This is a genomic window from Serratia proteamaculans (assembly GCF_946227095.1).
GTDB classification, from domain to species: Bacteria; Pseudomonadota; Gammaproteobacteria; order Enterobacterales; family Enterobacteriaceae; genus Serratia; species Serratia proteamaculans_E.
Window position 1 is genome coordinate 67,064 of sequence record NZ_CAMISV010000007.1, and the last position, 22,989, is coordinate 90,052.

A 22,989-nucleotide genomic window follows, 5' to 3' on the forward strand; every position below is an offset into this window, starting at 1 on the left:
TGTCACGTCTCAGATGGCCGGCTCGTTCCGGCCATCTGTCGGCGAGTCGCTGCGTTGAGCCAACCAGACGGTATGCCCCTGACAATCGGGATTTTCGGCCGCCATTTTCACTACACTGAACCCTTACTCTTGCAAAAGCTGTGGTATTCTGCCGGCGCCAGGCTGACATGATAAAGGGCTTCGCCTTCAAAGAAGCTCGTTCAGTCAAAATGCTGGAGTGGTTAAATAACCAATCACCATTCAACGTCTAAATTGCCACAAAGCGTCTCTCTCGATACACTTTCACCGTTGAGTCTCAGCTTAAAATCCACGCTCCGGCGCTGAGGGATCCCCAGTAAATCAGCGCTAATAAACCAACACCATATTTCGGTAGGTTTTGGTAAGGTGGTTAAGAATGATGCTCAGCACCGTTCGACGTAAAATTAGCGGAGAATGTCAGATAAGAGATAACCCGTCGCGATTTGATGCTGTTAGCCTGATATCTCAGATGTAATCCCTTATTTTCTGCATGATAGCCCACAAGCCACAGGACTATTGTGTTCAGTGTCGCCAGCAGGCTCAGTACCTGCATCCTTCCACATGAACGGCCATAGCTGGCTTGCAGGCCAAACCCGAAACGCTCACTCTTCTCATCACGGAAGTTCTGTTCTATCCGCATCCGGCGACTGTATAACGTCATGACTTCACGAGGCTTAAAAACATTCGAACTGCTGAAGATAAGCCACGGCTCTTTGGCTGCTGAGCGGGCGACTTTAATTTGTGATGGTCTGTCGATACCACAGCGGGAATGCTTATATTTTCTGCCTTTCGGCGCGTTTTTATGAAGGTAAAAGTATCCGTCACATCTGGCGTAATCAGCCCGGGCAAGGGTTCCGACCCCCAGGTATTCCGGTTTGTTTTTGGCTACTAATACCTGCCGCCTGAACCAGTATTCACCTTGACTGTCGAGGCATAACTGAATATTGCCCCTGATACGACCAATAAAATCCCAACCAAGTGATTTAACATGCCGAAACCAGGCATTCTGGAATGCCTGCGTCAGTGACAATGATGACTCTAGCTTTCGGGTTTACCGCTTCAGAGAAGCAGACGGTCAACACGTTTAATTTTGTTTTTAACCTGAGCCTGGTTTCACAAAGCACTATCGCCTCACCGCGAGTCCACCTGGGCACCGGGCGCTGGAATACTATGGGTATGGGTACCACGCCGATATCATCCCTTTCTTACACTGCGACCTGCGTGGCGCGTAATGTCACGCCTTTGGTTATTCTGCCCACCATCTCCGTCAGCCAGCTCACCGCAGGACAAACGTCTCAGGCGCAGTTCACCATTAATATTGAATGTGATAACGCAGCCGTTTCCGGCGTTAGCACCAACAATACAGCTCTCGGTCTGCAAGTTCCTTATGACAGTTACGCGGCGGCACAACAACTTGGGTTGGTTAACGCCAACGGCGGGGTTAGCTACCTGCTTTCTAGTGGTTATGGTAGTGACAGCAGCGTGGCCACCGGTGTAGGTATTGCACTTTCCAATGCCAGTAACGGAACACCTATAAACTTCGTCGGCTGGGCTCGGTGCAGTTCCGGTCAGTGCCCACAAAGCAAACGATGCGGGTTGGTATCCGGTACTCAATGGTGCCAGCAGAGGCGGTAGCACTGCGGCAGGATTTACCCACTACACCACACAGCTTTCAGCCACGCTTGCACGCCTGCCAGGACAAACCGTCACCGCCGGAAAAGTGGATGCCAAAGCCTATGTTTGGGTTAAGGTGCAATAATGAAAAAATCGAACCATACGGAATATTTTTATATTGCTGCTCGTTTTAAGCCCGTGGGGACCCATCGCACAGGCAGGAATTATCGCCTCCGCCACTCGTGTCATTTTTCACGAAGGGGATACCGAAAAAACGCTGATGCTGGTCAATACAAACAGCTACCCTGTCGTAGCGCAAACCTGGGTTGATAATGGTGACGTAAACGCGGCACCTGAATTATCCCGTGCGCCTTTTATTTCACTGCCCAGCGTATTTGGCATGCAGCCAGGCGTATTGAAAGACTTAAAAATCATCTTGGCTGACGTGAGTTCCCCCGCTGACAGAGAGTCCGTTTTTTGGCTCAACCTGTATGAAGTTCCTCCCAGCCAACCTCTGGTATTGCCTCTGCAGTCACGCGTAACGCTTGCGATGAATACGCAAATTAAAATCTTCTATCGTCCAAAAAATTTAGTAGGCGAAGCAAAACACGCGTCAGATGGCGCCTCTTTTACATTGGCGAAATCAACCAAAGGCTATAGCTTGGTCTGTAAGAATGACTCAGCGTTTTATCTTTCCTTCGCTTATCTTTCTGTCCAGTTAGGAAAGAGAAGTTACCCGGCGCAACTAGAAAATGACATGATGACGGCCCCATTTAGCACCAAAGATTATCATATTGATTATATTGGTAAAATTTACCCACCCCAGAACGTTATGGTTAACGTGTCAGTGATAAACGATCAGGGGCAACAGATAACCAAACAGTACTCGGCAACCAGATAATTATAAGAAGCATCACAGACATTCAGTACAGAATATAGGGAAAATGAGTCTAAACAAATTTCAGATCCAATTTCATCTAAAAAAAAGGTAAAGAAAATAAGAAGCTCTGATTTATTTCACGCTGCCATCGTAAAACATGGAAAGATATTGAAAGATACGTACGTAAAACATCCATTATTTTACAAGGTAATATTTATAAATAGTCGATTCATTATTTTCTCAACGATACTTTCAATTTATTACAACAAACAAAACTCCGGACTAAAAGATATTAAGTCATTCTTTAAAGAAAAAAATATCATCAGTGAAAATTCACTGGATTCTTTCCTATTTTTTCTGCGGGTCGGCCGCAGATTGGAGGTCAGACATCCAGAGCAAGATAAACGGCAATTACTCTACAAGCCTACGCCAAGTGCACTGCGTGAAACACATGCATTAATCGCCTCCATGGCCTTACCCTATCAGGTGATCGCTCCATCCATGCCCATCACGGCATTACTTGACTTACCTCACTTCCTACCCACTTTTTTTGAAGCCTACGGTCAGTTGATGCTCAAAGAGATTTATCTGGTTGATTTGGTGCCACAGGCCAGTTTATTCATCAATAAAGATGCAGGACATATGGTTTTGATGATGCTATTTATTGAAAGCATTACGCAAGGCTCGCCATTATTACTTATTTCCTCAGCAAAAATTGCCAAGTTTTGTTCAGTATCACGTGCACACATCAACCGTATCCTGCTTTCTGCAAAGAAGTCTGGATTATTAATGACGACCAATAACGTAGTCATTGAGCTAAACAGTTCTTTCTTTATCATGGCAGAACGTTATTTCAGCTTATACTTCGCAATGGTCGATTTTGGCCTCGATTGCGTATGGAAAAACCATCGCACTTCTGAAGAAGACAATCGCACGCCCTTGTAGCTTAGATTTATAATTCACGGTGATAAAACAGCTTTAGATATTCGCATTGCGAGCCCGCAGCACCTTATCAACCAACCCCCATTCCACCGCTTCGTCGGCACTCATAAAGCGGTCACGGTCGAGCGCACGTTCGACCTCTTCATAGTTGCGGCCACAATGTTTGGCGTATAGCGTGATTACGCTGTGCTTGGTGCGTTTCATTTCTTCGGCGTGGATCAGGATATCCGATGCCTGGCCCTGAAAACCGCCCAACGGCTGATGCACATGCAGGCTGGCATTGGGCAGCGCCATGCGGTGGCCGGCTTCTCCGGCCATCAGCAGAAAGGAGCCCATCGAACGCGCGGTCCCCATACACAGGGTGTGCACCGGCGCATTGATGTAATTCATGGTGTCATAAATGGCAAAGCCGCTGGTGATCACCCCACCCGGCGAGTTGATATACAGATGGATCGGTTTCTCCGGGTTTTCGGCCTCCAGAAACAGCAACTGCGCACAGAGTATTTCGGCCACCTGATCGTTGACCTCACCATTCAGGAAAACGATACGGTCACGCAGCAATCTCGAATAGATATCGAAAGAACGTTCCCCCTGGCTGGTCTGTTCAACCACCATAGGGACGAGCAGCATCGATTCACGCATGGGTGAACTCCTGTTTTCAGGTGTGGAATGGGAAATATTAGGCGTCAGGCGGCGTGCATCAGGTGCCGTCTACTGTCACTATCGTTCGCCGCCGTCAGCCGCTCATCGTCCAGCCGGTGGATTATGCGTAACAGGCTGCCGCCAGCGGCGCTGGGCAGTATTTGCAAGGTCACGGTGCTTTCGAGGAACGGCGGTTGGTCATCACGCATCCGGTAGCTGATTTCCGTGCCCGGCGTCACCACAACCGGTTCAGCATCGGCCAGCACGGCATCCGGTAACCATTGTTCGCGCAATGCCGGGATACCCACCGCCCGCCAGACTTTCTCGGGCGGGGCATCGAGTGAATATTCCAGCACCAGCGACGGCGGATTAGCATCGGTCTGGTTCATTGATCCATGTCCTTTAGCAAAATATTTAGCTTCTCGATACGCTCCGGCCAGAAGGCACGGTACTTATCCAGCCATCGGGCAATCAATGCCAGCCCCTGCGGATCCACCTGATAATTGACGAAACGGCCCTGCCGCGCCTCGCTTACCAGACCAGCCTGACGCAACACTGTCAGGTGCTGGGACATCGCCGATTGGCTGATGGGCATGCCTTCACGCAGGGCACTGGCATTCATGCTGCCCGCGGCCAATTTTTCGAAGATGGTGCGGCGGGTAGGATCCGCCAACGCCTTAAAGATGTCATTTTCATTCATAAATACACATTAGTATCCACTTATCTAATGCGCAAGTTTATAGCGTGATATAATCCCCCAGTAGCCAACAAACAAGCCATTATCATAATGATGCGGTCAACGCCCCAAGACCAATAAACAACCCGGCGATAGTGGCGCTCATCAGATTGGATAACGTCGCCGCCAACAAGGCACGCAGACCCAGGCTGGCGATATCCGAAGCGCGCTCTGGCGCAACTGCGCTGAATGCCCCCACTACTACGGCGATCGATCCAAAATTGGCAAACCCACACAGCGCAAAGGAGATAACCGCGATGGTTTTTGTATCCAGCACTGCGACGGTATCTTTGAGGTAAGTTGAAAAATTCACGTAAGCGACAAATTCGTTGATCGCCAACTTCTGGCCTATCAGCCCGCCCACCAGGCCCGCATTGTCCCAGTTAACCCCCATGATGTAAGCCAACGGCGCGAACACATAGCCGAACAGTCTTTCCAGGCTCAGCTGTTCCCACCCCAACAGGCTACCTACTCCGCCGATCAGACCATTGATCAGCGCAATCAACGCCACAAATGCCATCACCACGGTGGCGACACCCACCGCAATTTTCAGGCCCAGCATGGCACCGCTGGCCGCCGCTTCGATAATGCTTGCCGGACGTTTGTCACTAAACGACATCTGGCTGAATTCAACCTGCGAAACCTCGGTGGCCGGGCTGAGCATGCGTGCGAACAAAATCCCGCCGGGGATCGCCATTAACGAAGCCGCCAGTAAATACTCAATCGGCACGCCCAGCCCGGCATAGCCGACCAGCATCGATCCGGCGATTGATGCCATTCCGCTGCAAATCACGGTAAACAGCTCATTACGGCTCATCTTGTTAATAAAAGGCTTAAGCACCGCAGGCAGTTCGTTTTGCCCCAGGAAGATAGTGGTTACTGCGGCAAAAGCCTCGACCTTGCTGATCCGCAACATCTTTTGGAAAACATAACCCAGTATATTAATTGCCCATCCCATCACGCCCAGGTAATAGAGAATTGAGATCAATGCGGTAATAAAAATAATTGCAGGAAGAACATGGAAAGCGAAAACAAACCCGGCACCGTCAAACAGCACATTCATTTTCGGCCCCACCAGCCCACCGAAAATAAATGAACTACCGGCATCGCTGTAAGAAATTACTTTATTTACCCCGCCGGCAATGGCATTAATCACCCACTTCCCCGCCGGAACATAAAGCATAATCGCGCCGAGAAAAACCTGCAGAATTAACGCGCAACCCACAGTTCTCAGACTAATGCGCTTTCTATTATTTGAAAAAATAAAAGCAATAAGGAGAAGAATACAGATACCTAATAAGCTGCGGAGTAAGTCCATAAATCCATCCCTTTATACCCAGCGTTGAAAGGAGAAAGAGACAAGGCTGCCCCCTCCACCTTCCAGGCTGGAATTTTTATTTAATGTTGGTTATCAGGGTAAAATTAAGGAAACTACTGTCGTCTCAGGCGGCCTCTTCCTGATAGCAACAGGCTATCTGCGCCGCCAGTTTGGCATTGTTGAACACCAACTGAATATTGGCCGTCAGGCTATCGCCACCGGTCAGTTCAGCCACCCGGGCCAGTAAGAACGGCGTGCTGTCTTTACCCTGAACCCCCTGTTCTACCGACTCGCGCACCGCCCGTTCAATGGCCGCATTAATTTTGTTCTCCGGCACCGCATACTGCGCCGGGATCGGGTTAGCAATCACCATGCCGCCCTCCAGCCCCGCCTGCCATTTGGTAGCCATTGCCCGGGCGATTTCCGCCGGGGCATCCAACTGAATGCTGACGGTGAATGGGCTGGTGCGGCAAAAGAACGCTGGCAGCGTTGGAGTCTGGTAGCCAATCACCGGCACCCCGTGGGTTTCAAGATATTCGGTGGTCAGCCCCAAATCTAAAATAGACTTGGCCCCGGCGCAGATCACCGCTACGTTGGTTCTCGCCAGTTCCTGCAGGTCTGCAGAGATATCAAAGGTGTGCTCGGCACCGCGATGCACTCCGCCAATGCCACCGGTGGCAAACACGTGGATACCCGCCATCTCGGCAATAATCATGGTAGAGGCTACGGTGGTGGCACCGTGTTGACCGGCGGCGACGATAAAGGGTAAATCCCGGCGACTCACTTTCGCCACTTTGTGGCCTTCTTTGCCCAACAGTTCGATTTCCTCACGGCTCAGCCCCGCCTTCATGCGGCCATTGATAATGGCGATAGTGGCCGGTACCGCGCCGTTATCACGGATTTTTTGTTCTACCTCCAGCGCGGTCTGCGCATTTTGCGGGTAAGGCATGCCGTGGGAAATAATGGTGGATTCCAGAGCCACAACCGGGCGTTTGTTGGCCAAGGCTTCGGCAACTTCCGGTGAAATATCCAGGTAGTCATGGGAAATAACGATGTTTTTCATGATTGTAGCTCCAACAGTTTTTGAACGCTGCCGTTCGACAGGTTAGGGTTATTAGTAAATTCGGATGAGAGGGTTAATGCCGAGCAGCCCTGAGCGAAACGGATGCTGTCTGCCAGCGTCATGTCCTCCAGCCAGCAGTGGGCCAGGCCTGCCATCATGGCGTCACCGGCACCGGTGACATTAACGATGTCGACGCTCAGTGGTCGCGACCAGCCGTTTTGCCCGTCAATCTCGCTGTAATAAACCCCGGCGGGGCCCATGCTGAGGGCTAGTCGTTGCACTCCCTGCTGATGAAACCATTGGGCAACGGGCTGTGCATCCTGCGGCCCGTGGATCGCCATGCCGCTGAGGACTTCGGCCTCCAGCCGATTCGGCTTAAGCGTATGAATGTGTGAGAGCCAGCGGCGGATTTTGGGCGCTTTAAATGCCGATACGGTGTCAACAAACACCGGTACGTTGCCGGAATGGCCAAATAGCCAGGCCAGCGCGTCCTCGGTGAGATTGCAATCAACCACCAACACGCCGGCATGCTGGATCAGATCTTTGGAGGTGGCTAATAAGGCTGGCGTGAGTTTCTCGAGGATCCGCATGTCGTTAATGGCCACCAGCATTTCACCGCTGTTATCAAGCAAAGAGACATAAGTTGAGGTATTTTCGCCGTGCAGTTTATGGAAGTTGCCGATATGCACTCCCGCCAGCTTCGCCTGCTCCAACAGTGTTTCACCGTAGAAGTCGTCGCCGACAACGGAAATAAGGTGGCATTCCCGCCCTAATAAAGCGACATTCTGCGCAATATTTCTGCCTACGCCGCCGGGCGTACATTTTATTTTTCCCGGATTGGAATCTTCATACACTAATTTAGATGAGGCATAACCACAGACGTCCATATTGGTTGACCCGACAGTCACCACATAGCTGTGCTCCGACAATATATAACCCTTGCCTTTTATATATCCCTTATTCATTAAATTCATTATGTGCCCAGCGACACCAGAGCGGCTAATACCTAAAACATCGGCAATTTCCTGCTGTGGGATCAAAGGATCACGTCTCAGAAGCTGCAATATCTGTTTTTCTCTGCTGGTCATATTGGACACTTGTTTGTTTTTAAACATGAGTTTGTTTTATAACGATCCTGAAAATCAGTAAAGTGCGATTTATAGTTTTAGCGGGGAATTGGGAAGGCGATCGTAAGACGGATGAACGAAGTTTCAGCGATAATTATGTGATGGCCATCAACTTATAAAAGTGGTTATGACGCGTTCACTCAGCCAAAAATAGCCATTAGATCTAATGCAGCATTTTATTCTTATAATAATCTTAATAAAACAAACGGATAGCACTCTCTGATGCATAACCTAACTTTTGTTTGGTTGTTAGAATTCTATCGATTTAGACGGCGAAAGGGGGAATCGAAGTTGCTGCCTAAAGCGACGGCTTTCACATTTGTCTTGAAAGCAAAAGGGCGGCCTGTGAACCCGGCCGCCCTTTAATGCCCTCAGCGAACGCCGAGGGGCCAGTTTAATCAATGATGGATCACAAAGCGGTACAGCTCAGATCGCCCGCCGGAGCCTTTTTGCCATCCTGTGACTCAAGCACAATTTTCGCCAACGGCGTATCCTCGTCATAGCGAGCCTGAGCATCCAGGGTCTTGGAGTAGCGGTTGTATTTCCACCAGGCGTAGCCGAGGAAGATCACCAAGCCACCGACGTTATAAAACACAATGGTCATAATGCTGGCCCCGGTGGGGAAGGTTGAAGCGACAAAGCCCACGGCAAAGATGACGATCAGCGTGCTGACAATCGCGATCCCCTGCAACCGGGAGCCCATCTTGAAGTCGCGCTGTACCCGGTCGTACTTCAAACGCAGATTCAGGTAGGCCAGCATAATGAACAGCGGCGGCAGCATCGATGCAGCGGCGGTCATGTTGATCAGCGTATTCATCAGGTCCTGCACGCTGTCAGAGCCCAGCGTCGGGATCAGCATCAGCGGGATCACAATAAAGAATTGCAACCAGGCGGCGCGGGTCGGCACACCATGCTTATTCAAGCGAATGGTTTTCTCGCCAAAGATACCTTTCGGGATCTCGGTAAAGAAGATTTTTACTGGTGCTGCAGTCCACATCAGCAATGAGCCAAACATCGCAGTAAAGGAAATCAGACCGACGAAACGGTTCATCAGCACCGCCGGCAGGCCAAAGTGCGCCGACAGCCCTTCAAATACCTGCACCGTACCGCCGGTAAAGTGCAGATCGGTACGGCTAACGAACACGTTAAGCAGTAAGGATGACACCGAATACAGCACGCCGATCACCAGTCCGGAAAGAATGATCACTTTCACAAACGAACGACTGCCGCCCTTCACGTCATTCACATACACCGCCACCGATTCCGCCCCGCCTGCCGCCTGGAAAATCCACGCGGTGATGCCGAGGAAAGCCCAGTTAAAGCTAGGCGTAATGGCTTCCACCGTGATCGGATTGGCCGGCTCGATGCCCCCTATCACCGCTGCACCGGCCAGGATGATGTAGGAAAACGTCAGCAACAGCATTAATGAGGAGGTGACCGAGGTCATCGGGCCCAACAGCTTGGCGCCGCTGTTGGAAATATAGGTTGAGAACGCAAACAGGAAAATACTGATGATCGCGGTGGTCAATGGCGTAAAGACATAGTCATAGCCCAAGAACGCGTAAGAAGCGTAAGCGATGACCCTTGGCAACAGCGCAGTAAAGAAGAACAGATTCACAAACCAATAGGTATAGGCGGTCATAAAGGCCCAGCGCCCGCCCAGGGCGCTTTTTACCCAGGCGTATACCCCGGCCTCTGAGTTCTTGTTCAGTGACACGAACTCGGCAATGATCAGACAGAAAGGAATAAAATAGATAATGGTCGCCACCAGGAAAACCGGGGCGGAGGCAATGCCAAGCTGAATATTATTATTGATCACATTATTGAAGCTGAACACTGCCGCGAACGTCATCGCCAGCAAACCGAACTTGCCGATAGTATTTCTATTCGACACAGCCATAGACACTCTCCGAAATTTTGTAGGGTACTTATACCCGTCGTCTTTCAAGCTGCAGCCTTGCCAACTGCAACCTGAAAGCGAAAGGGCTTATTTTTTTAATAAGAGATTCCCGCTATTTATTGAGGAAATAGCTGTCTTCTACCGTCACTTTTAAAATGACTTTTTTTACCTGGTGACTCTGTTTAAATCGATAAGCCTGGTGGTTCTCAAAAATAACCACCTTGCCCTGGCCCACAGGATGTAACTCGCCCTGCCCGTTGAAAAACTCGCGATCGGTTTCGTCCTGATAGGCCACCACCGAGGTCAGCTGACACTTGTCGGCCACCTCAATCGTTTCCTGGCCAGCCAGGTAATAGTGAACATCAAAATAGCGCCGATTCCCCTCCAGCCACTCATGCTGCTGGCCAGGGCCGGAAGCCAACCGGTAAACCAGCGAGTCGCCTACCGAATAAAAGACATTAGGTTCGATGTGATTAATATTATTGATGGCCTCCATACAGCGTTGCCATTTTTTCCCGGCGCGGTAAATAAGCTGAAACTCCGCTAATGATTCGATAATAATCATAAGTTCGCCTCTTCTGACTGAGCGTTATTATTGGCCGGTGCGAAACGATATCCGGCCAGCGTGGCACCCTCGGTTTCCTGCTGGTTAAAAGGCACCAGCGTAAAACCGTAGCTGAACGGCGACAGATAAACCCGATAGGAGTCCAACACTTCCGAGCCCCAGGAGTTGGAGCCCAGACCCAGGATTTGATCGTCGAGGTTTAGCGTCAGATAGTCGCTTTCTTGCAGTTCATTAATATGTTGAGCCTGATGCAGCATCTCGGCGCTGTAAGGCCACAGGCTGAAATTGATCGGCCGCCGCGGCTGGATAAAGAGCCCTTTGCCGTTTCCGTCCTGCAGACTCAACCAGCGCACCTCTTGCCGATTGCCGTTATCCTGCGGGAACGGATAATGCTCAAACAACTCGCCCACTCGCTGCTGATAATGACCGATCAGGTTGGCCTGACAGCTGTCCTGGTAGTTTTCCCCCGGCCCACGGCCGTAGTACTCCACCTGTTCAAAACGGCGGCTGAGGCCAAAATCCAGACCAATCTTCGGGATCACCTGCTGGAAATTGCCGTAAGGCTCGCCAGACAGATCCAGACTGACGTGGCCCTGCGGAGAGATCTGCCAGCGGTAACGGCAACGCATACCAAAATCAAACACCGGTGGCGCAATCAGAGTGCGGACTTCAATCACCACATCGTCTCTCTGTCGCTCCCACTGCAGGCTGCGGAAATGGTGCTGCATGATCTGCAGATGGTTCGGCTGCCAGATCCCCTCATACTCCTGCTTATGGTTGTCGATCACCGGCTTGAAGAAGGAAAGATGCGGCGCACGCCCCACGACTTCATCCCCCGATACCTGCCACGACAGCAGTTCGCCGCTCAGGCGCGAGAAGGTCAGGCTAAAATTATCGCCGCTAACGATCATTTGATGGTTTTCGTCGTGGCATTGCAGTGCAACAGTCTGCTCGCCGATCGGTGGCGGGCTGAGTAACGGCGTGGCGGATTGCAGCAGATGCTGATACTGCCCCAATAGCTCTCCGCTGGCGCTGTAACGGGTGGCGCTGTCTTTATACACCTCGATGTCAATGAAGGTCTCTTGCGTGCCCAGCGCCAATTCCGGCAGATGAACCTCTTCGGATTCACCCGGCTGCAGGTGCGACAGCTTGACGTCATAGCTGGCCAGTTGCCGACCGCCCGCCTTGACGCGGACCTTCAGCGTAATGTCGGCCAGCGAGCTGAACCAATAACGGTTTTTGACCCGCAGCACCGGTTGCTTCTCGCCGACGCCGGTCACCTCTACCGGACACAGTACCTGCTTGTATTCACGCAGGCCGGGGCCAGGGCGCTGATCCGGATAGATCAGCCCATCCATGCAGAAGTTATAGTTATTCGGGTAATCGCCATAATCACCGCCGTATTGATAACGCTCACGCCCCTGTTCGTCATGACTCAGCAAACCGTGATCGCACCATTCCCAGATATAATGTCCCTGCAGGCTGGCATGACGGTTAAACACCGACTGGTACTCGAACAATCCCCCTGGCCCGTTGCCCATGGCATGGGCGTATTCACACAGAATCCGTGGCTTCGGGTGAGGGTATTCACCAAACGCATTCATCATGGCCACACGGGAATACATGGTGCTGATCACATCGACCACTTCCGCATCCCGGTCTTCTTCGTAGTGCACCAGCCGGGTGGCATCGAGCGCCTTGCAGCGTTTGGCCATCGCACGAATGTTACAGCCATAACCGGACTCGTTGCCCAATGACCAAATAATGATGGAGGGATGGTTTTTCTGCGCCATCACATGACGTTCAATGCGCTCGACGTAGGCCTTTTCCCAACGAGGATCGTCGGTGATACGGCTAATATCGTCGACGTTGGCAAATCCGTGGCTTTCCAGATCGGTTTCCGCCATCACAAACAGGCCATAGATATCGCACAGCTCGTAAAAACGCGGATCGTTCGGGTAATGGGCGGTACGCACCGAGTTAATGTTGTGCTGCTTCATCAGCACGATGTCACGCTCAACCCGTGCCATATCAACGGCCCGACCTTTACGGTGATCGTGGTCGTGGCGGTTAACGCCATGCAGTTTCAGGTAGCGCCCATTGATGTGGAATAAGCCGTCACGCACGCTGATCTCACGGAACCCGACCCGTTGCGGCACCACAGACAACAGATTGCCGGTATTGTCGTACAGGCTGAGCAGCAGCTGATACAGGTAAGGATGTTCCGCATTCCACTGCTGCGGCTGACTAACCGGGATCTCAAACCGGCAGGTGGCATCCGGGCCAATACTGAGTTCATTCGCCCACTGTTCCGCGACGCAGGCCTCACCGTCAAATAACTGCGCCTGCAGCCGATAGCCCTGGCCCAGGTTACGCAACTCAACCTCTGCCGCCAGAAGCGCATCGCAATACTGTTCATCGAAGGTGGTGACCAGAGTGAGGTCATGAATGTGCGTGCGTTGCTGCCCGATCAAATAAACATCACGGAAGATGCCTGCCATCCACCACATGTCCTGATCTTCGATATAGGTCGAATCGGCCCATTGCATCACGCGGACGGACAGCAGGTTGTCCCCCGTTTGCAGGTAGTCGCTGAGATCGAACTCGGCGGTCAGTCGGCTGCCCTTGCTGAAGCCGACGTAGTGCCCGTTGAGGTAAACCTCAAAATAGGTTTCTACGCCGTCAAACTTGATGATGACCTGCTGATCGGCCCATTCGTCACCGAGGGTGAAATGACGTTGATAGGCACCGGTCGGGTTGTTGGTTGGAACGTAAGGAACGTCGATCGGGAACGGATAGCCTTCATCGGTATATTGCAGTTGACCGTGCCCTTCCATCTGCCACATGCCCGGCACGGTGATTTCGCCCCATTCCGCCATGGACTGGCGATAGAACGCCTCCGGTACCCGCCCAGGATGATCAAAATAGCGGAACTGCCAACGCCCGCTCAGCAGCTGGAAGCCCAAACTGGCGTTGCGATCAAAACTCAATGCCTGCCTGGCATCCCGATAGCTGAAGAAACTCGCCCGCGGCGGTAAGCGATTCTCCGACTGCTTTTCTATGTTTTCCCAATTATTCACGTCACGTCTCCCGACAGCTTTCAATGGGAGAACGATAGTAAATATTTAGTAAAAACTACAGATCATATTTACCCAATGACGACGGGATCACAATAAATAATTAAATGTCTTTTTTAATCATGACGTTAATTTTTACTCTGGCAGGCGTCCCTGTGCAGCAGCCATCGGCATACGACACAGGGCGTTTTTCAGGCGACGGTGGTGTCGCGCAACTGAAGTGAGCTGGGGACGAAGATCGATAAAGGGACGGTTCGCTCATCGCGAATGCGCTCCGTCAACAGGTTGACGGCCTGGGCGCCCATGGTTTCTGAAGGAATACGAACCGTTGATAAGGCAGGGAAAATAAAACGTGCGGTGGGAATATCGTTCACACTGATCAGCGCAATCTGCCCGGGAACCTGGATCCCATTTTCATGCAGGGCGCGCAATACGCCGATGGCGATAGAGTCGGTCGCCACCAACAGGGCCGGAGGATAATCGGTGGATCGCTCCAGCATTTGCCGCGCGCACTGGTAACCCGCCTGGCTACTGAAATCACTGGTGTAAATATCCTGGGGCTGTACTACGTTTTTCAGCCGGCCATACTCGACAAACGCCTGCTCGCGTTGGTCGGCAAAGGCCGGATCGTCGCGCCCACCGATAAATCCAATGCGTGAATAGCCGCGCCCGATGAAATAGTCGATCACCTTCTGACTGATTTGGTACAAATCGACATTAACACAGTCGAACTGCGGATCTTCAACCACGCCATCCAGGAACACCACCGGCACTTTTTGTTGGCTCAGTTGCTCGTGCAGCACAGGCTGCGGCCGACCGATAACCAGCAGACCGTCCGCCGCAGGCAGCGGTTTTTCACCGTTGAAGTCGTAGCAGGCCACCAGCGAAACTCCCAGCTTTTCGCATTGTGTTTCAATGCCATAGCGCATCGCCAGATAGTAAGGATCGTTAATCTCGATGCCCTGCTTATAGGTAAACAGCGCGGCGAACGTTAGCCGGTGTCCGCTGTGACGTTTTGAAGGCTGGACCTTGTATTCGAGACGCTCCGCGGCTTCCAGAATTTTTTGCCGGGTTTGCGCTTTCACGCTCAGAGTGGGGTCGTCATTCAGCACTCGCGAAACGGTAGCAACAGACACGTTCGCAGCTTCTGCGATTTCCTTCAGTGTGGCCATAAAGTCTCAATGGATAGACAAAAACGCTAGCTTACCGGGACAGCTCCGCAAGGTATACGCCCTGCTGATCCCTCCCCCCAGAAACTTCCCCATCGCGCCTGTGCGACGGTTCAGCCTGTTCGCAATACCACTAGCGAAGATACCGATTTCATCCTTTGTGATCAAGTTAACGATTTACTGATTTTGCGATATTTTTTACTAAATACTTTACTAATATAACTGCCGTTTTACCGTCTTGCTTAAGACGGTTTTTGACCTTCTCCCAGGGAAAAGGGGCCGATCCACAGGGTGTTAATGGATCACATTGGCAGGTATCTCGCCATGTTGACCGTCCAATACCCCCAAACTGATGCGTGTCCAAATGAAAATAAGAGCTAATACTAAATTTTTACCCGCTTTACTGCTGATTTTACCGCTGGAATTACCGGCGCAGGAGTCCGTGGTCCCCGCAGAGCATAACGTCCTCCCGCCGCCAGAGTTAACAACCACCGAGGCTACCGCCCTGCGCTTTTACGGTGAGCTGGGCATCGGCGGCAGCGTCTATCTCAACGGTGAGCATCAGCATAAATACAGCGACGGCACCTACATCGAAGGCGGACTGGAAATCAAACACGGCCACTGGTTCGGCCTGATCTACGGCGAGGGCTGGACGGTACAGGCGGACCACCAGGGTAATGCCTGGGTACCGGACCACAGTTGGGGGTGGCTTTGAAGGCGGCATCAACCGTTTTTACGGCGGCTATCGCACCGACGACGGCACCGAAATGATGCTCAGCGTGCGCAATGACTCCTCACTGGATGATTTGCAATGGTGGGCCGACTTTACCCCGGAATACGGTTATGTGATCCCCAACACCCGTGACCTCTCCTATGCCGCCAAGCTGCAAAATCTGACCGGGAAATTCCGCTACAGCATCTCCGCCGCACCGGAAAGCCGCATTGATGAGAGCAAGGCGTTACTGCACTTTGGCAAATATGACCGCTACTCGGACAAGTACACTTACCGCACCATGGTCAACGGCTACACCCAATACGATCTGCAGGAAGAACTGACGTTATTGAACGGCCTGGAAATCACCGACGGCATGGGGCAACTGTACCTGCTGGGGCTGAAAGGCAAAAACCTGGCCGGACGCGTCTGGCACCACACCGGTAAGGGGGACGGCAGCAGCCACCCGGGCTCGGAATCAGGCCTGATGCTGAGCGCCATGGTTGAAGCCACCCAAGGGCTGTATTTCTCAACCGCCTACAGCTACGCCCGCCACCGGCTGGACAATGCGCCGGACACCGCCACCTCTTACGCGCAGGCCGGTATCTGGTACGAGTACGGCGGCGGCAAATTCGCCACCGCGCTGGACAGTAAATTCTATATGACCAACGACAGCACCGACGCCAGCAACTCGGTGTTTCTGATGCAGTATTTTTATTGGTAACCGACAGGGCAAACATAATGAAGATGATGAATAAACTGCCGCCTTTGGCCGTGGCTATCACTCTGGCAATATCGGGCTGTTCCTCACACCCGGGGAACGAGAACGCCCTGCGGGCAGACGCCTACAAAAACGTGATTAATCGCAGCGGCTCGCCGCACTACATGCTCGATTATGATTTTGATGAACATCAGCGTTTTAACCCGTTCTTCGATCAGGGTGCCTGGCATGGCCATTTGCTGCCCGACGGCCCAGAGGGTGCCGGTGGCTTCCCCGGCCCGGCGTTGCTCACCGAAGAATACATCAACTTTATGGCCAATAACTTTGATCGGCTGAGCCTGTATAAAAACGGTAAGAAAGTGAACCTCAGCATGACGGCCTACAGCATTCCCGGGGCGCTGGTCCAGCAACTCACCGCACCGGGGATCACCGTCAATCTGACGTTACGTTTCGCTAGCGCACGCACCTCGCTGCTGGAAACCCAAATCATCACCGATACGCCGCTGGAGCTGGTGTGGAATGGCGCACTGCTGGAAAAATACTACGCCAAACAGCAGAAACCGCAGTCACCTCAGACTATCGAGCAGGCATTCCCAGGCTACACGCGACATATCCTGCCGACCGCGGATGGCCTGCGGGTCACCTTTGGCAAGGTGCGAGCGGCCTCGCAACTGATGACTTCCGGCCAGTCCGAATACCAAATTCATAAATCCCTGCCGCAACAGACTAGGGTGAGCGGCCATCAGTTCACCGCCACCGCCCAGATTTCTGGCTCTACCACCCTTTACACCACCTACTCTCACCTGCTCACCGCTGCTGAAGTGCAGCAGGAACAGGGAAAAATTGCCGCCATCCTCGCCAACCCGCAACAGTATATGACCGCTTCGGCACAGCGTTGGGAAAGCTATCTCAGCAAAGGGCTCACCAACCCACACGCCACTCAGGCACAGGAACGTGTGGCGGTGAAAGCGATAGAGACATTAAATGGTAACTGGCGCGGCGCGGCCGGAGCGATGAAGTTTGATTCAGTGACGCCTTCGGTGACCGGGCGCTGGTTCTCCGGCAACCAGACCTGGCCCTGGGATACCTGGAAACAGGCTTACGCCATGGCGCATTTTAATCCTGATGTCGCCAAAGATAATATCCGCGCGGTGTTTGCCTTTCAGACTCAGCCGGATGACCCACTTCGCCCATGGGATGTCGGTTTTATCCCCGATCTGATCGCCTACAACCCCAGCCAGGAACGCGGCGGAGACGGCAGCAACTGGAACGAACGTAATACCAAGCCCAGCCTGGCGGCCTGGGCGGTTATGGAGGTGTATAACACCACCGGCGATAAACAGTGGCTGGCCGAGATGTATCCGAAACTGGTCGCCTACCACAACTGGTGGCTGCATAACCGCGACCATAACGGCAACGGCGTACCGGAGTATGGCGCAACGCGGGATAAGGCGCACAATACGCCGGATGGTCAGATGCTGTTCACCGTGAAACAAGGGCAGCATGAGAAAACGCTCGCCGGGTTGAACAACTACGATCGCGTGGTGCGTTCCGGCCATTACGACAGCATCGAAATTCCAGCCCAGGTTGCCGCCTCCTGGGAGTCGGGCCGCGACGACGCTGCCGCCTTCGGCTTTATCGACCCGGATCAACTGGCCCACTATCTGGCAAAAGGGGGGAAAAGGCAGGACTGGCAGGTAAAGTTTGCCGAAAACCGCTCAGCCGACGGCACCCTGCTGGGCTATTCATTGCTGCAGGAGTCGGTGGATCAGGCCAGCTACATGTACAGCGACAACAAGTATCTGGCCGAGATGGCCGATATTCTGGGCCACAGTACCGATGCAGCCACCTTCCGCAGCAAGGCCGATAAGCTGGCGGATTACATCAATACCTGCATGTTCGACCAATCCAGTGGCTTCTTCTACGACATTCGCATCGAAGATAAACCGCTGCCCAATGGCTGTGCCGGTAAACCTATTGTCGAGCGCGGCAAAGGGCCGGAGGGCTGGTCACCGCTGTTTAATGGCGCCGCCAGTCAGCAACATGCCGATGCGGTGGTGAAAGTGATGAAGGATCCCCGTGAATTCAACACCTACGTGCCACTCGGTACGGCGGCGCTAACCAACCCGGCTTTCGGCGCGGATATTTACTGGCGTGGGCGAGTATGGGTAGATCAGTTGTATTTCGGGCTGAAAGGAATGGAAAGCTATGGCTACCGTGCCGACGCCGTTGCCATGGCACAGGCTTTCTTCAACCATGCCGACGGACTGGTGACTGACGGGCCGATCCGCGAAAATTACAATCCACTGACCGGTATGCAACAGGGTGCGCCTAATTTCTCCTGGAGCGCCGCGCATCTGTATATGTTGTATAACGACTTCTTCACCCAGTAATCTCACCGTTACCCTGCCAGCGCTTCAACTGGCAGGGGTTTCACTCCGACTAGGATTTAATCGGGATCACCAGCACGTCGACATTCAACTGGTTGATCGCATGGCGGGTTGAAGAAAACAGCTTGTTCCACAGATCGTGGTGATGACCGAAGATCACCAGGTCGATGCTTTTATCCACCACCGCATTCTGCAATTGCTCAGTGAAATCACCACGCCCAATAATCACCTCGTTAATCGGGTAATTCACGTTTTGGGTCAACGGCTCCAGCTCTTTTTTGATCTTGTCCTCAAAAGATCCGCCGTCATAGCTTTTCTCCGAGAAACCAATCGCAGCATGGTAGGTATCGTAATAAATATCCACGTAGATCAGCGAAAGTTTAGCCTGCAGCGCCGCGGCCAACCGCGCACCTTTTTCCACCAGCCGTTTGCCGTCATCACTCAGGTCGGTGGCGATCACAATATGTTGGTAACACATAGCGCCTCCTGTCATTGATTCAGTAGAGACCCCTGCTTCCGCTATAACGTCAGCGTCATATCATTAAGGTTAATTTTAGTTCAGAACGGGGTGGTCGGACGGGGATATTACGCTGGAATAGCCCCGTTGCCGGGGCCAGATGAAAAAACATAAACAACACCAGCCCTCGGTAACCAACGTTGTATAACGGAGTTGTTGACAGGGTTGTCATCAGATGAAACGATGTTAGTATCGATTCGATACCATATGATATTATCACTCAGTAACTAAAAGGATGAATAGCTATGTACATTAATGTTTTTGATACCCATGTACAGACTACCGATGGTCGTTATCTGCATTTCGACGTCATAACCGACAGCAAGGACCTGCTTCAGGCAAAACGCTATGCACAGCAGTTCCTCAAACAAAATAATATTAAGGAGGAAAATATCAGCCAAAGCACCTGCGCTTTCTGCCACAGCGAATCCTCCAGCCCGGAGATGGCACAGGCTATCAGCCTTGAAGGCTATTATATTTTTAAAATGCAGGGTTGCCAGGGGATGTCATGAACCGTTACCAGCCTATAAACTGCGACCTGCATGATTTTTTGGAAATCGCCTGTCTTTACGGCTACCGGCTGGATGTTGAACTGGTTAATGGGCAGCGTTTTCAAGCGACTGCATTGACTATTCAGACGTTGGCTAATGAGGGGGAGTTTATTTATTTCGATAATCAACAGGTTTGCCGTTTGGATCACCTATCGGCCATTACCCCGAAGGAGCGCGATGCCCTATTCGGCCGTATCGCACTGACCGAATAAGGGCAAAACAGACAAATACAGAACGCGGGATCAACGCACGCGCTGTGCTTCAAACCAAACGTTGCACACCGACAGGATCAGCGTGTTGGCATCTTTCAGCAGCACATTGTCTCCCGGTACGCCATCGGTGCCCTGATCGGTGATGCCTTTGATCTGGGTATCGGCATGCTGGATCATCACCCGCTCTACCGCCGGCGTGCTGATGCCCAGCATCGGGAAATCGATATAGGAACTGCTGCCGGAATTGTCTTCGACAAACTCCTGCGCCTCTACCGTACTGACGGTGGCCCCTTCGTTTTTCAGCGCGGTCCCGTTCCAGTTAAAACCATCGGCCTTGTAACTGAGTTTACCGCCAATCAGGCCTTTCGCCTGTTGCTCGTCCCAGCAACCGACGGTTTGCGTCGGCAAGATCTTGCTGACATGCCAGTTGCCCAGCAGCGTTTTAGGGATAGGTTCCACCACCGCATCCGCCGCCTGCACCTGAGTCGCTGATACACAAGTCAAAACCACCAATGGCAGCAGCGCCTTGCGCCACATGTTAAATCGCATTTTATTTTCCTTTGGCTATTCGCGCCCCTGTCGGGCTTTCCGCCATCATAATGAGCCGGTAGAACCTGCGTCAAAACAAACTGAGTATCAGGGCACAAACAGGGCGGATGCGGCTCATAGCAAATCGCTATTAATCATAGTGAATCAGTATTTTATTTTAGCCAGACGATTATCTAGAGTCACTGCCACTCTTCAGCCTGTAATAACCAGCAGGCTATTTTGACAAGGACTCTGGGAAATGACATTGACGCTAAAAAAACTCGCCACCACGCTGGCAGTGACCGGCACCCTGCTACTGACCGCCTGTGGACCCGCGGCACAAGACAGCCACCATATCAAGGTCGGCATCAGTTCCGGTATCGATCAGTCGCTGTGGGCCGTGGTACAGAAAGTTGCCAAGCAAAAGTACGATTTGGATGTGGAAGTGGTGACCTTCAATGATTACGTACTGCCCAATGAGGCGTTGAATAACGGCGATTTGGATATCAACGCCTTCCAGCATAAGCCTTATCTGGAAAAACAAATCCAGGAGCGTGGCTACAAACTGGTGGCGGTAGGCAACACCTTCGTTTATCCGATTGCCGGTTACTCGAAAAAGATCTCTGCCCTCAGCCAACTGCCGGACGGCGCGCAGGTCGCAGTACCGAATGACCCCACCAACCTCGGCCGTTCACTGCTGCTGTTACAAAAACAGGGGTTGATCGGGCTGAAGGACGGCGTCGGGCTGCTGCCGACTGCGCTGGATATCGTCAGTAACCCGAAGAAATTGAACATCGTTGAGATCGAAGCACCACAGTTGCCACGCGCGCTGGACGATAAACAGGTCGCGCTGGCGATTATCAACACCAATTACTCCAGCCAGATCGGTCTGACACCAGCCAGGGACGGGCTGTTTGTCGAAGATAAAAACTCACCCTACGTCAATATTTTCGCCAGCCGGGTAGATAACCAGAACAACGAAAACGTTAAAAATCTGGTCAAGGCTTACCAGACCGACGAAGTGGCCGCCAGCGCCGCCGAAATCTACAAGGGCGACGCAGTTAAAGGCTGGTAATTTGCACTTCACCCCGTGGCGACCGTCACGGGGTTCCTCCATTCCCCCGGCTTTACCTCTCGACTTTTCGCTCATATTTCACCCACCCAGATCACAAATCGAACACTGCCCGCTAGGTGAAAAAAGCTGCAATGTTGTATACAAGTTTGCGTAAATGTTTTCTATTTGTTTCAAAAACCTTTGGTGAAAATAATGAAAAATAGAAAAATCAAACTGTTACTGATTGCAGGTGCAATGATCGGCGCCGCTGCACTGGCGGTAACCGGCAAGGTGGAAAATGCCGACAAGACTTTCCTCTCTGTTGCCACCGCGTCCACCGGCGGAACCTACTATCCGATGGGTGTCGGGCTGGCCAATGTCTGGAGCAACCGCCTGAAGCAAAACGGCATCCAGGTCAGTGGGCAATCCTCCGCCGGATCAATCGAAAATATCGACCTGCTGCAAAAGAACGAGGCACAACTGGCAATTCTGCAAAGCCTGATCGCCGTCGAGGCTTATGAAGGGGTGCGTAATTTTGAAGGCCGTGCCTACAGCCACCTGCGTTCAATCTCCATGCTGTGGCCGAACGTGGAACACTTTGTGATGCTGGAAAATAAAGTGAAGGATGGCACGCTGAACGATATCGCCGGGACCCGTTTCTCGGTGGGCCCGCAGGCCAGCGGCACCGAGCAGTCGACGCTGATCATTTTGCAGGGGGTTAACCTGAGCAAGAAATCGCTGACGGCAGAGTACCTGGGCTACGGCGACACCGTTTCAGCCATGCGCGACGGCAGGCTCGACGGTGGCGCATTACCCGCCGGAGTCCCGGCGGCGGCGGTAACCGACATGTATGCCAGCGGTGTGCCTTCGCGCATTCTCAACGTCACCGACGAACAACTGGCCAGCATCAACGCCATCGCCAACTCCTGGTTCCGCTTTGATATCAAAGCCGATACCTATCCGCGTCAAACTAAAGCGGTGGCCACCATTGCGCAGCCCAATATTCTGGTGGCCCTGAATAGTCTGGATGAAAAGCTGGTGTATGACCTGACCAAAACCCTGTTTGAAAACCTGCCGGAGGTGCATCAGGTACACAGCGCCGCCAAATACATTTCGCTGGAGAACGCGCTGAAAGGGGTCTCGGTACCGCTGCACCTCGGCGCCTACAAGTATTATCTGGAGGCCGGGGTCAGCGTGCCCGACTATCTGATCCCACCGGAAGCGGCGACGCTGACCGCCAATCGATAAGGAGG

At 52.4% G+C, this 22,989-nt stretch carries 20 protein-coding genes and 2 pseudogenes; 9 read left to right on the forward strand and 13 right to left on the reverse strand.

Features of this window, described 5'->3' with window-relative positions; all coding sequences use genetic code 11:
• Positions 1 to 345: 345 nt before the first annotated feature.
• Positions 346 to 1,082: pseudogene (locus OC597_RS15275) on the reverse strand (IS4 family transposase); the annotation flags it as partial.
• Between the two features lie 112 nt (positions 1,083 to 1,194).
• Here OC597_RS15275 and OC597_RS15280 point away from each other — a divergent pair.
• From OC597_RS15280 to OC597_RS15295, 3 genes are all read left to right on the forward strand, one after another.
• Positions 1,195 to 1,653, forward strand: a complete 459-nt coding sequence (locus tag OC597_RS15280; RefSeq protein ID WP_261462642.1) for a fimbrial protein — start codon at positions 1,195 to 1,197, stop codon at positions 1,651 to 1,653.
• Positions 1,654 to 1,810: 157 nt separating this feature from the next.
• Positions 1,811 to 2,533 (forward strand): fimbrial biogenesis chaperone, encoded by a 723-nt coding sequence (locus OC597_RS15290; protein WP_262209378.1) that lies wholly within the window; start codon positions 1,811 to 1,813, stop codon positions 2,531 to 2,533.
• A gap of 147 nt (positions 2,534 to 2,680) precedes the next feature.
• A complete protein-coding gene (locus tag OC597_RS15295) occupies positions 2,681 to 3,457 on the forward strand; it encodes a hypothetical protein (RefSeq protein WP_262209379.1) in 777 nt (258 codons plus the stop codon).
• 33 nt (positions 3,458 to 3,490) lie between these two features.
• On the opposite strand, the gene OC597_RS15300 is transcribed toward OC597_RS15295, so the two are convergent.
• From OC597_RS15300 to ebgR, 10 genes are all read right to left on the reverse strand, one after another.
• Positions 3,491 to 4,132 carry an ATP-dependent Clp protease proteolytic subunit gene (locus OC597_RS15300; protein WP_410071720.1) on the reverse strand — a complete coding sequence of 214 codons (642 nt, stop codon included), beginning with the start codon at positions 4,130 to 4,132 and terminating at the stop codon, positions 3,491 to 3,493.
• A gap of 8 nt (positions 4,133 to 4,140) precedes the next feature.
• Positions 4,141 to 4,485 (reverse strand): SRPBCC family protein, encoded by a 345-nt coding sequence (locus OC597_RS15305; protein ID WP_262209381.1) that lies wholly within the window; start codon positions 4,483 to 4,485, stop codon positions 4,141 to 4,143.
• Positions 4,482 to 4,796 (reverse strand): ArsR/SmtB family transcription factor, encoded by a 315-nt coding sequence (locus OC597_RS15310; protein ID WP_085116301.1) that lies wholly within the window; start codon positions 4,794 to 4,796, stop codon positions 4,482 to 4,484. The genes OC597_RS15305 and OC597_RS15310 overlap by 4 nt, the downstream gene beginning before the upstream one ends.
• Positions 4,797 to 4,878: 82 nt before the next feature.
• Positions 4,879 to 6,150, reverse strand: coding sequence for a NupC/NupG family nucleoside CNT transporter (locus OC597_RS15315; protein ID WP_261462392.1), 1,272 nt, complete (start codon positions 6,148 to 6,150; stop codon positions 4,879 to 4,881).
• A 124-nt stretch (positions 6,151 to 6,274) separates the two neighbouring features.
• Positions 6,275 to 7,213: a pseudouridine-5'-phosphate glycosidase gene (locus OC597_RS15320; protein WP_262209382.1), complete on the reverse strand. Its 939-nt coding sequence runs from the start codon at positions 7,211 to 7,213 to the stop codon at positions 6,275 to 6,277.
• On the reverse strand, positions 7,210 to 8,328 hold the full coding sequence (locus OC597_RS15325) for a PfkB family carbohydrate kinase (protein WP_261462390.1): 1,119 nt from the start codon (positions 8,326 to 8,328) through the stop codon (positions 7,210 to 7,212). Before OC597_RS15325 ends, OC597_RS15320 begins: the two co-directional genes overlap by 4 nt.
• A 421-nt stretch (positions 8,329 to 8,749) precedes the next feature.
• Positions 8,750 to 10,240: an amino acid permease gene (locus tag OC597_RS15330; RefSeq protein ID WP_261462389.1), complete on the reverse strand. Its 1,491-nt coding sequence runs from the start codon at positions 10,238 to 10,240 to the stop codon at positions 8,750 to 8,752.
• A gap of 112 nt (positions 10,241 to 10,352) precedes the next feature.
• Positions 10,353 to 10,805 (reverse strand): beta-galactosidase subunit beta, encoded by a 453-nt coding sequence (locus OC597_RS15335; protein ID WP_261462388.1) that lies wholly within the window; start codon positions 10,803 to 10,805, stop codon positions 10,353 to 10,355.
• On the reverse strand, positions 10,802 to 13,885 hold the full coding sequence (ebgA, locus tag OC597_RS15340; RefSeq protein ID WP_262209383.1) for a beta-galactosidase subunit alpha: 3,084 nt from the start codon (positions 13,883 to 13,885) through the stop codon (positions 10,802 to 10,804). Before ebgA ends, OC597_RS15335 begins: the two co-directional genes overlap by 4 nt.
• Positions 13,886 to 14,073: 188 nt before the next feature.
• Complete coding sequence (ebgR, locus tag OC597_RS15345) at positions 14,074 to 15,054, reverse strand: transcriptional regulator EbgR (protein ID WP_261426143.1); 981 nt, start codon at positions 15,052 to 15,054, stop codon at positions 14,074 to 14,076.
• A 361-nt stretch (positions 15,055 to 15,415) separates the two neighbouring features.
• On the opposite strand from ebgR, the pseudogene ygjJ reads away from it, so the two are divergent.
• Together ygjJ and ygjK are read left to right on the forward strand one after the other, a co-directional pair.
• Positions 15,416 to 16,487 (forward strand): annotated as a pseudogene (gene ygjJ / locus OC597_RS15350) (protein YgjJ).
• Between the two features lie 17 nt (positions 16,488 to 16,504).
• Positions 16,505 to 18,877, forward strand: coding sequence for an alpha-glucosidase (gene ygjK, locus OC597_RS15355; protein WP_262209384.1), 2,373 nt, complete (start codon positions 16,505 to 16,507; stop codon positions 18,875 to 18,877).
• Between the two features lie 49 nt (positions 18,878 to 18,926).
• On the opposite strand, the gene OC597_RS15360 is transcribed toward ygjK, so the two are convergent.
• Positions 18,927 to 19,352 carry a universal stress protein gene (locus OC597_RS15360; RefSeq protein WP_261284299.1) on the reverse strand — a complete coding sequence of 142 codons (426 nt, stop codon included), beginning with the start codon at positions 19,350 to 19,352 and terminating at the stop codon, positions 18,927 to 18,929.
• A gap of 284 nt (positions 19,353 to 19,636) precedes the next feature.
• Between OC597_RS15360 and OC597_RS15365 the strand changes: the two genes are divergently transcribed.
• Together OC597_RS15365 and OC597_RS15370 are read left to right on the forward strand one after the other, a co-directional pair.
• The gene (locus tag OC597_RS15365) at positions 19,637 to 19,903 is read left to right on the forward strand and encodes a DUF2024 family protein (protein ID WP_261255709.1); all 267 of its coding nucleotides are present in this window, start codon (positions 19,637 to 19,639) and stop codon (positions 19,901 to 19,903) included.
• Positions 19,900 to 20,154 carry a Rho-binding antiterminator gene (locus OC597_RS15370; protein WP_261255711.1) on the forward strand — a complete coding sequence of 85 codons (255 nt, stop codon included), beginning with the start codon at positions 19,900 to 19,902 and terminating at the stop codon, positions 20,152 to 20,154. Before OC597_RS15365 ends, OC597_RS15370 begins: the two co-directional genes overlap by 4 nt.
• Before the next feature lie 30 nt (positions 20,155 to 20,184).
• On the opposite strand, the gene OC597_RS15375 is transcribed toward OC597_RS15370, so the two are convergent.
• Positions 20,185 to 20,703 carry a hypothetical protein gene (locus OC597_RS15375; protein WP_261255712.1) on the reverse strand — a complete coding sequence of 173 codons (519 nt, stop codon included), beginning with the start codon at positions 20,701 to 20,703 and terminating at the stop codon, positions 20,185 to 20,187.
• Positions 20,704 to 20,941: 238 nt separating this feature from the next.
• On the opposite strand from OC597_RS15375, the gene metQ reads away from it, so the two are divergent.
• Together metQ and OC597_RS15385 are read left to right on the forward strand one after the other, a co-directional pair.
• Positions 20,942 to 21,757 carry a methionine ABC transporter substrate-binding lipoprotein MetQ gene (gene metQ / locus OC597_RS15380; RefSeq protein ID WP_262209385.1) on the forward strand — a complete coding sequence of 272 codons (816 nt, stop codon included), beginning with the start codon at positions 20,942 to 20,944 and terminating at the stop codon, positions 21,755 to 21,757.
• A 192-nt stretch (positions 21,758 to 21,949) separates the two neighbouring features.
• The gene (locus OC597_RS15385) at positions 21,950 to 22,984 is read left to right on the forward strand and encodes a TAXI family TRAP transporter solute-binding subunit (protein ID WP_262209387.1); all 1,035 of its coding nucleotides are present in this window, start codon (positions 21,950 to 21,952) and stop codon (positions 22,982 to 22,984) included.
• Positions 22,985 to 22,989 lie beyond the last annotated feature (5 nt).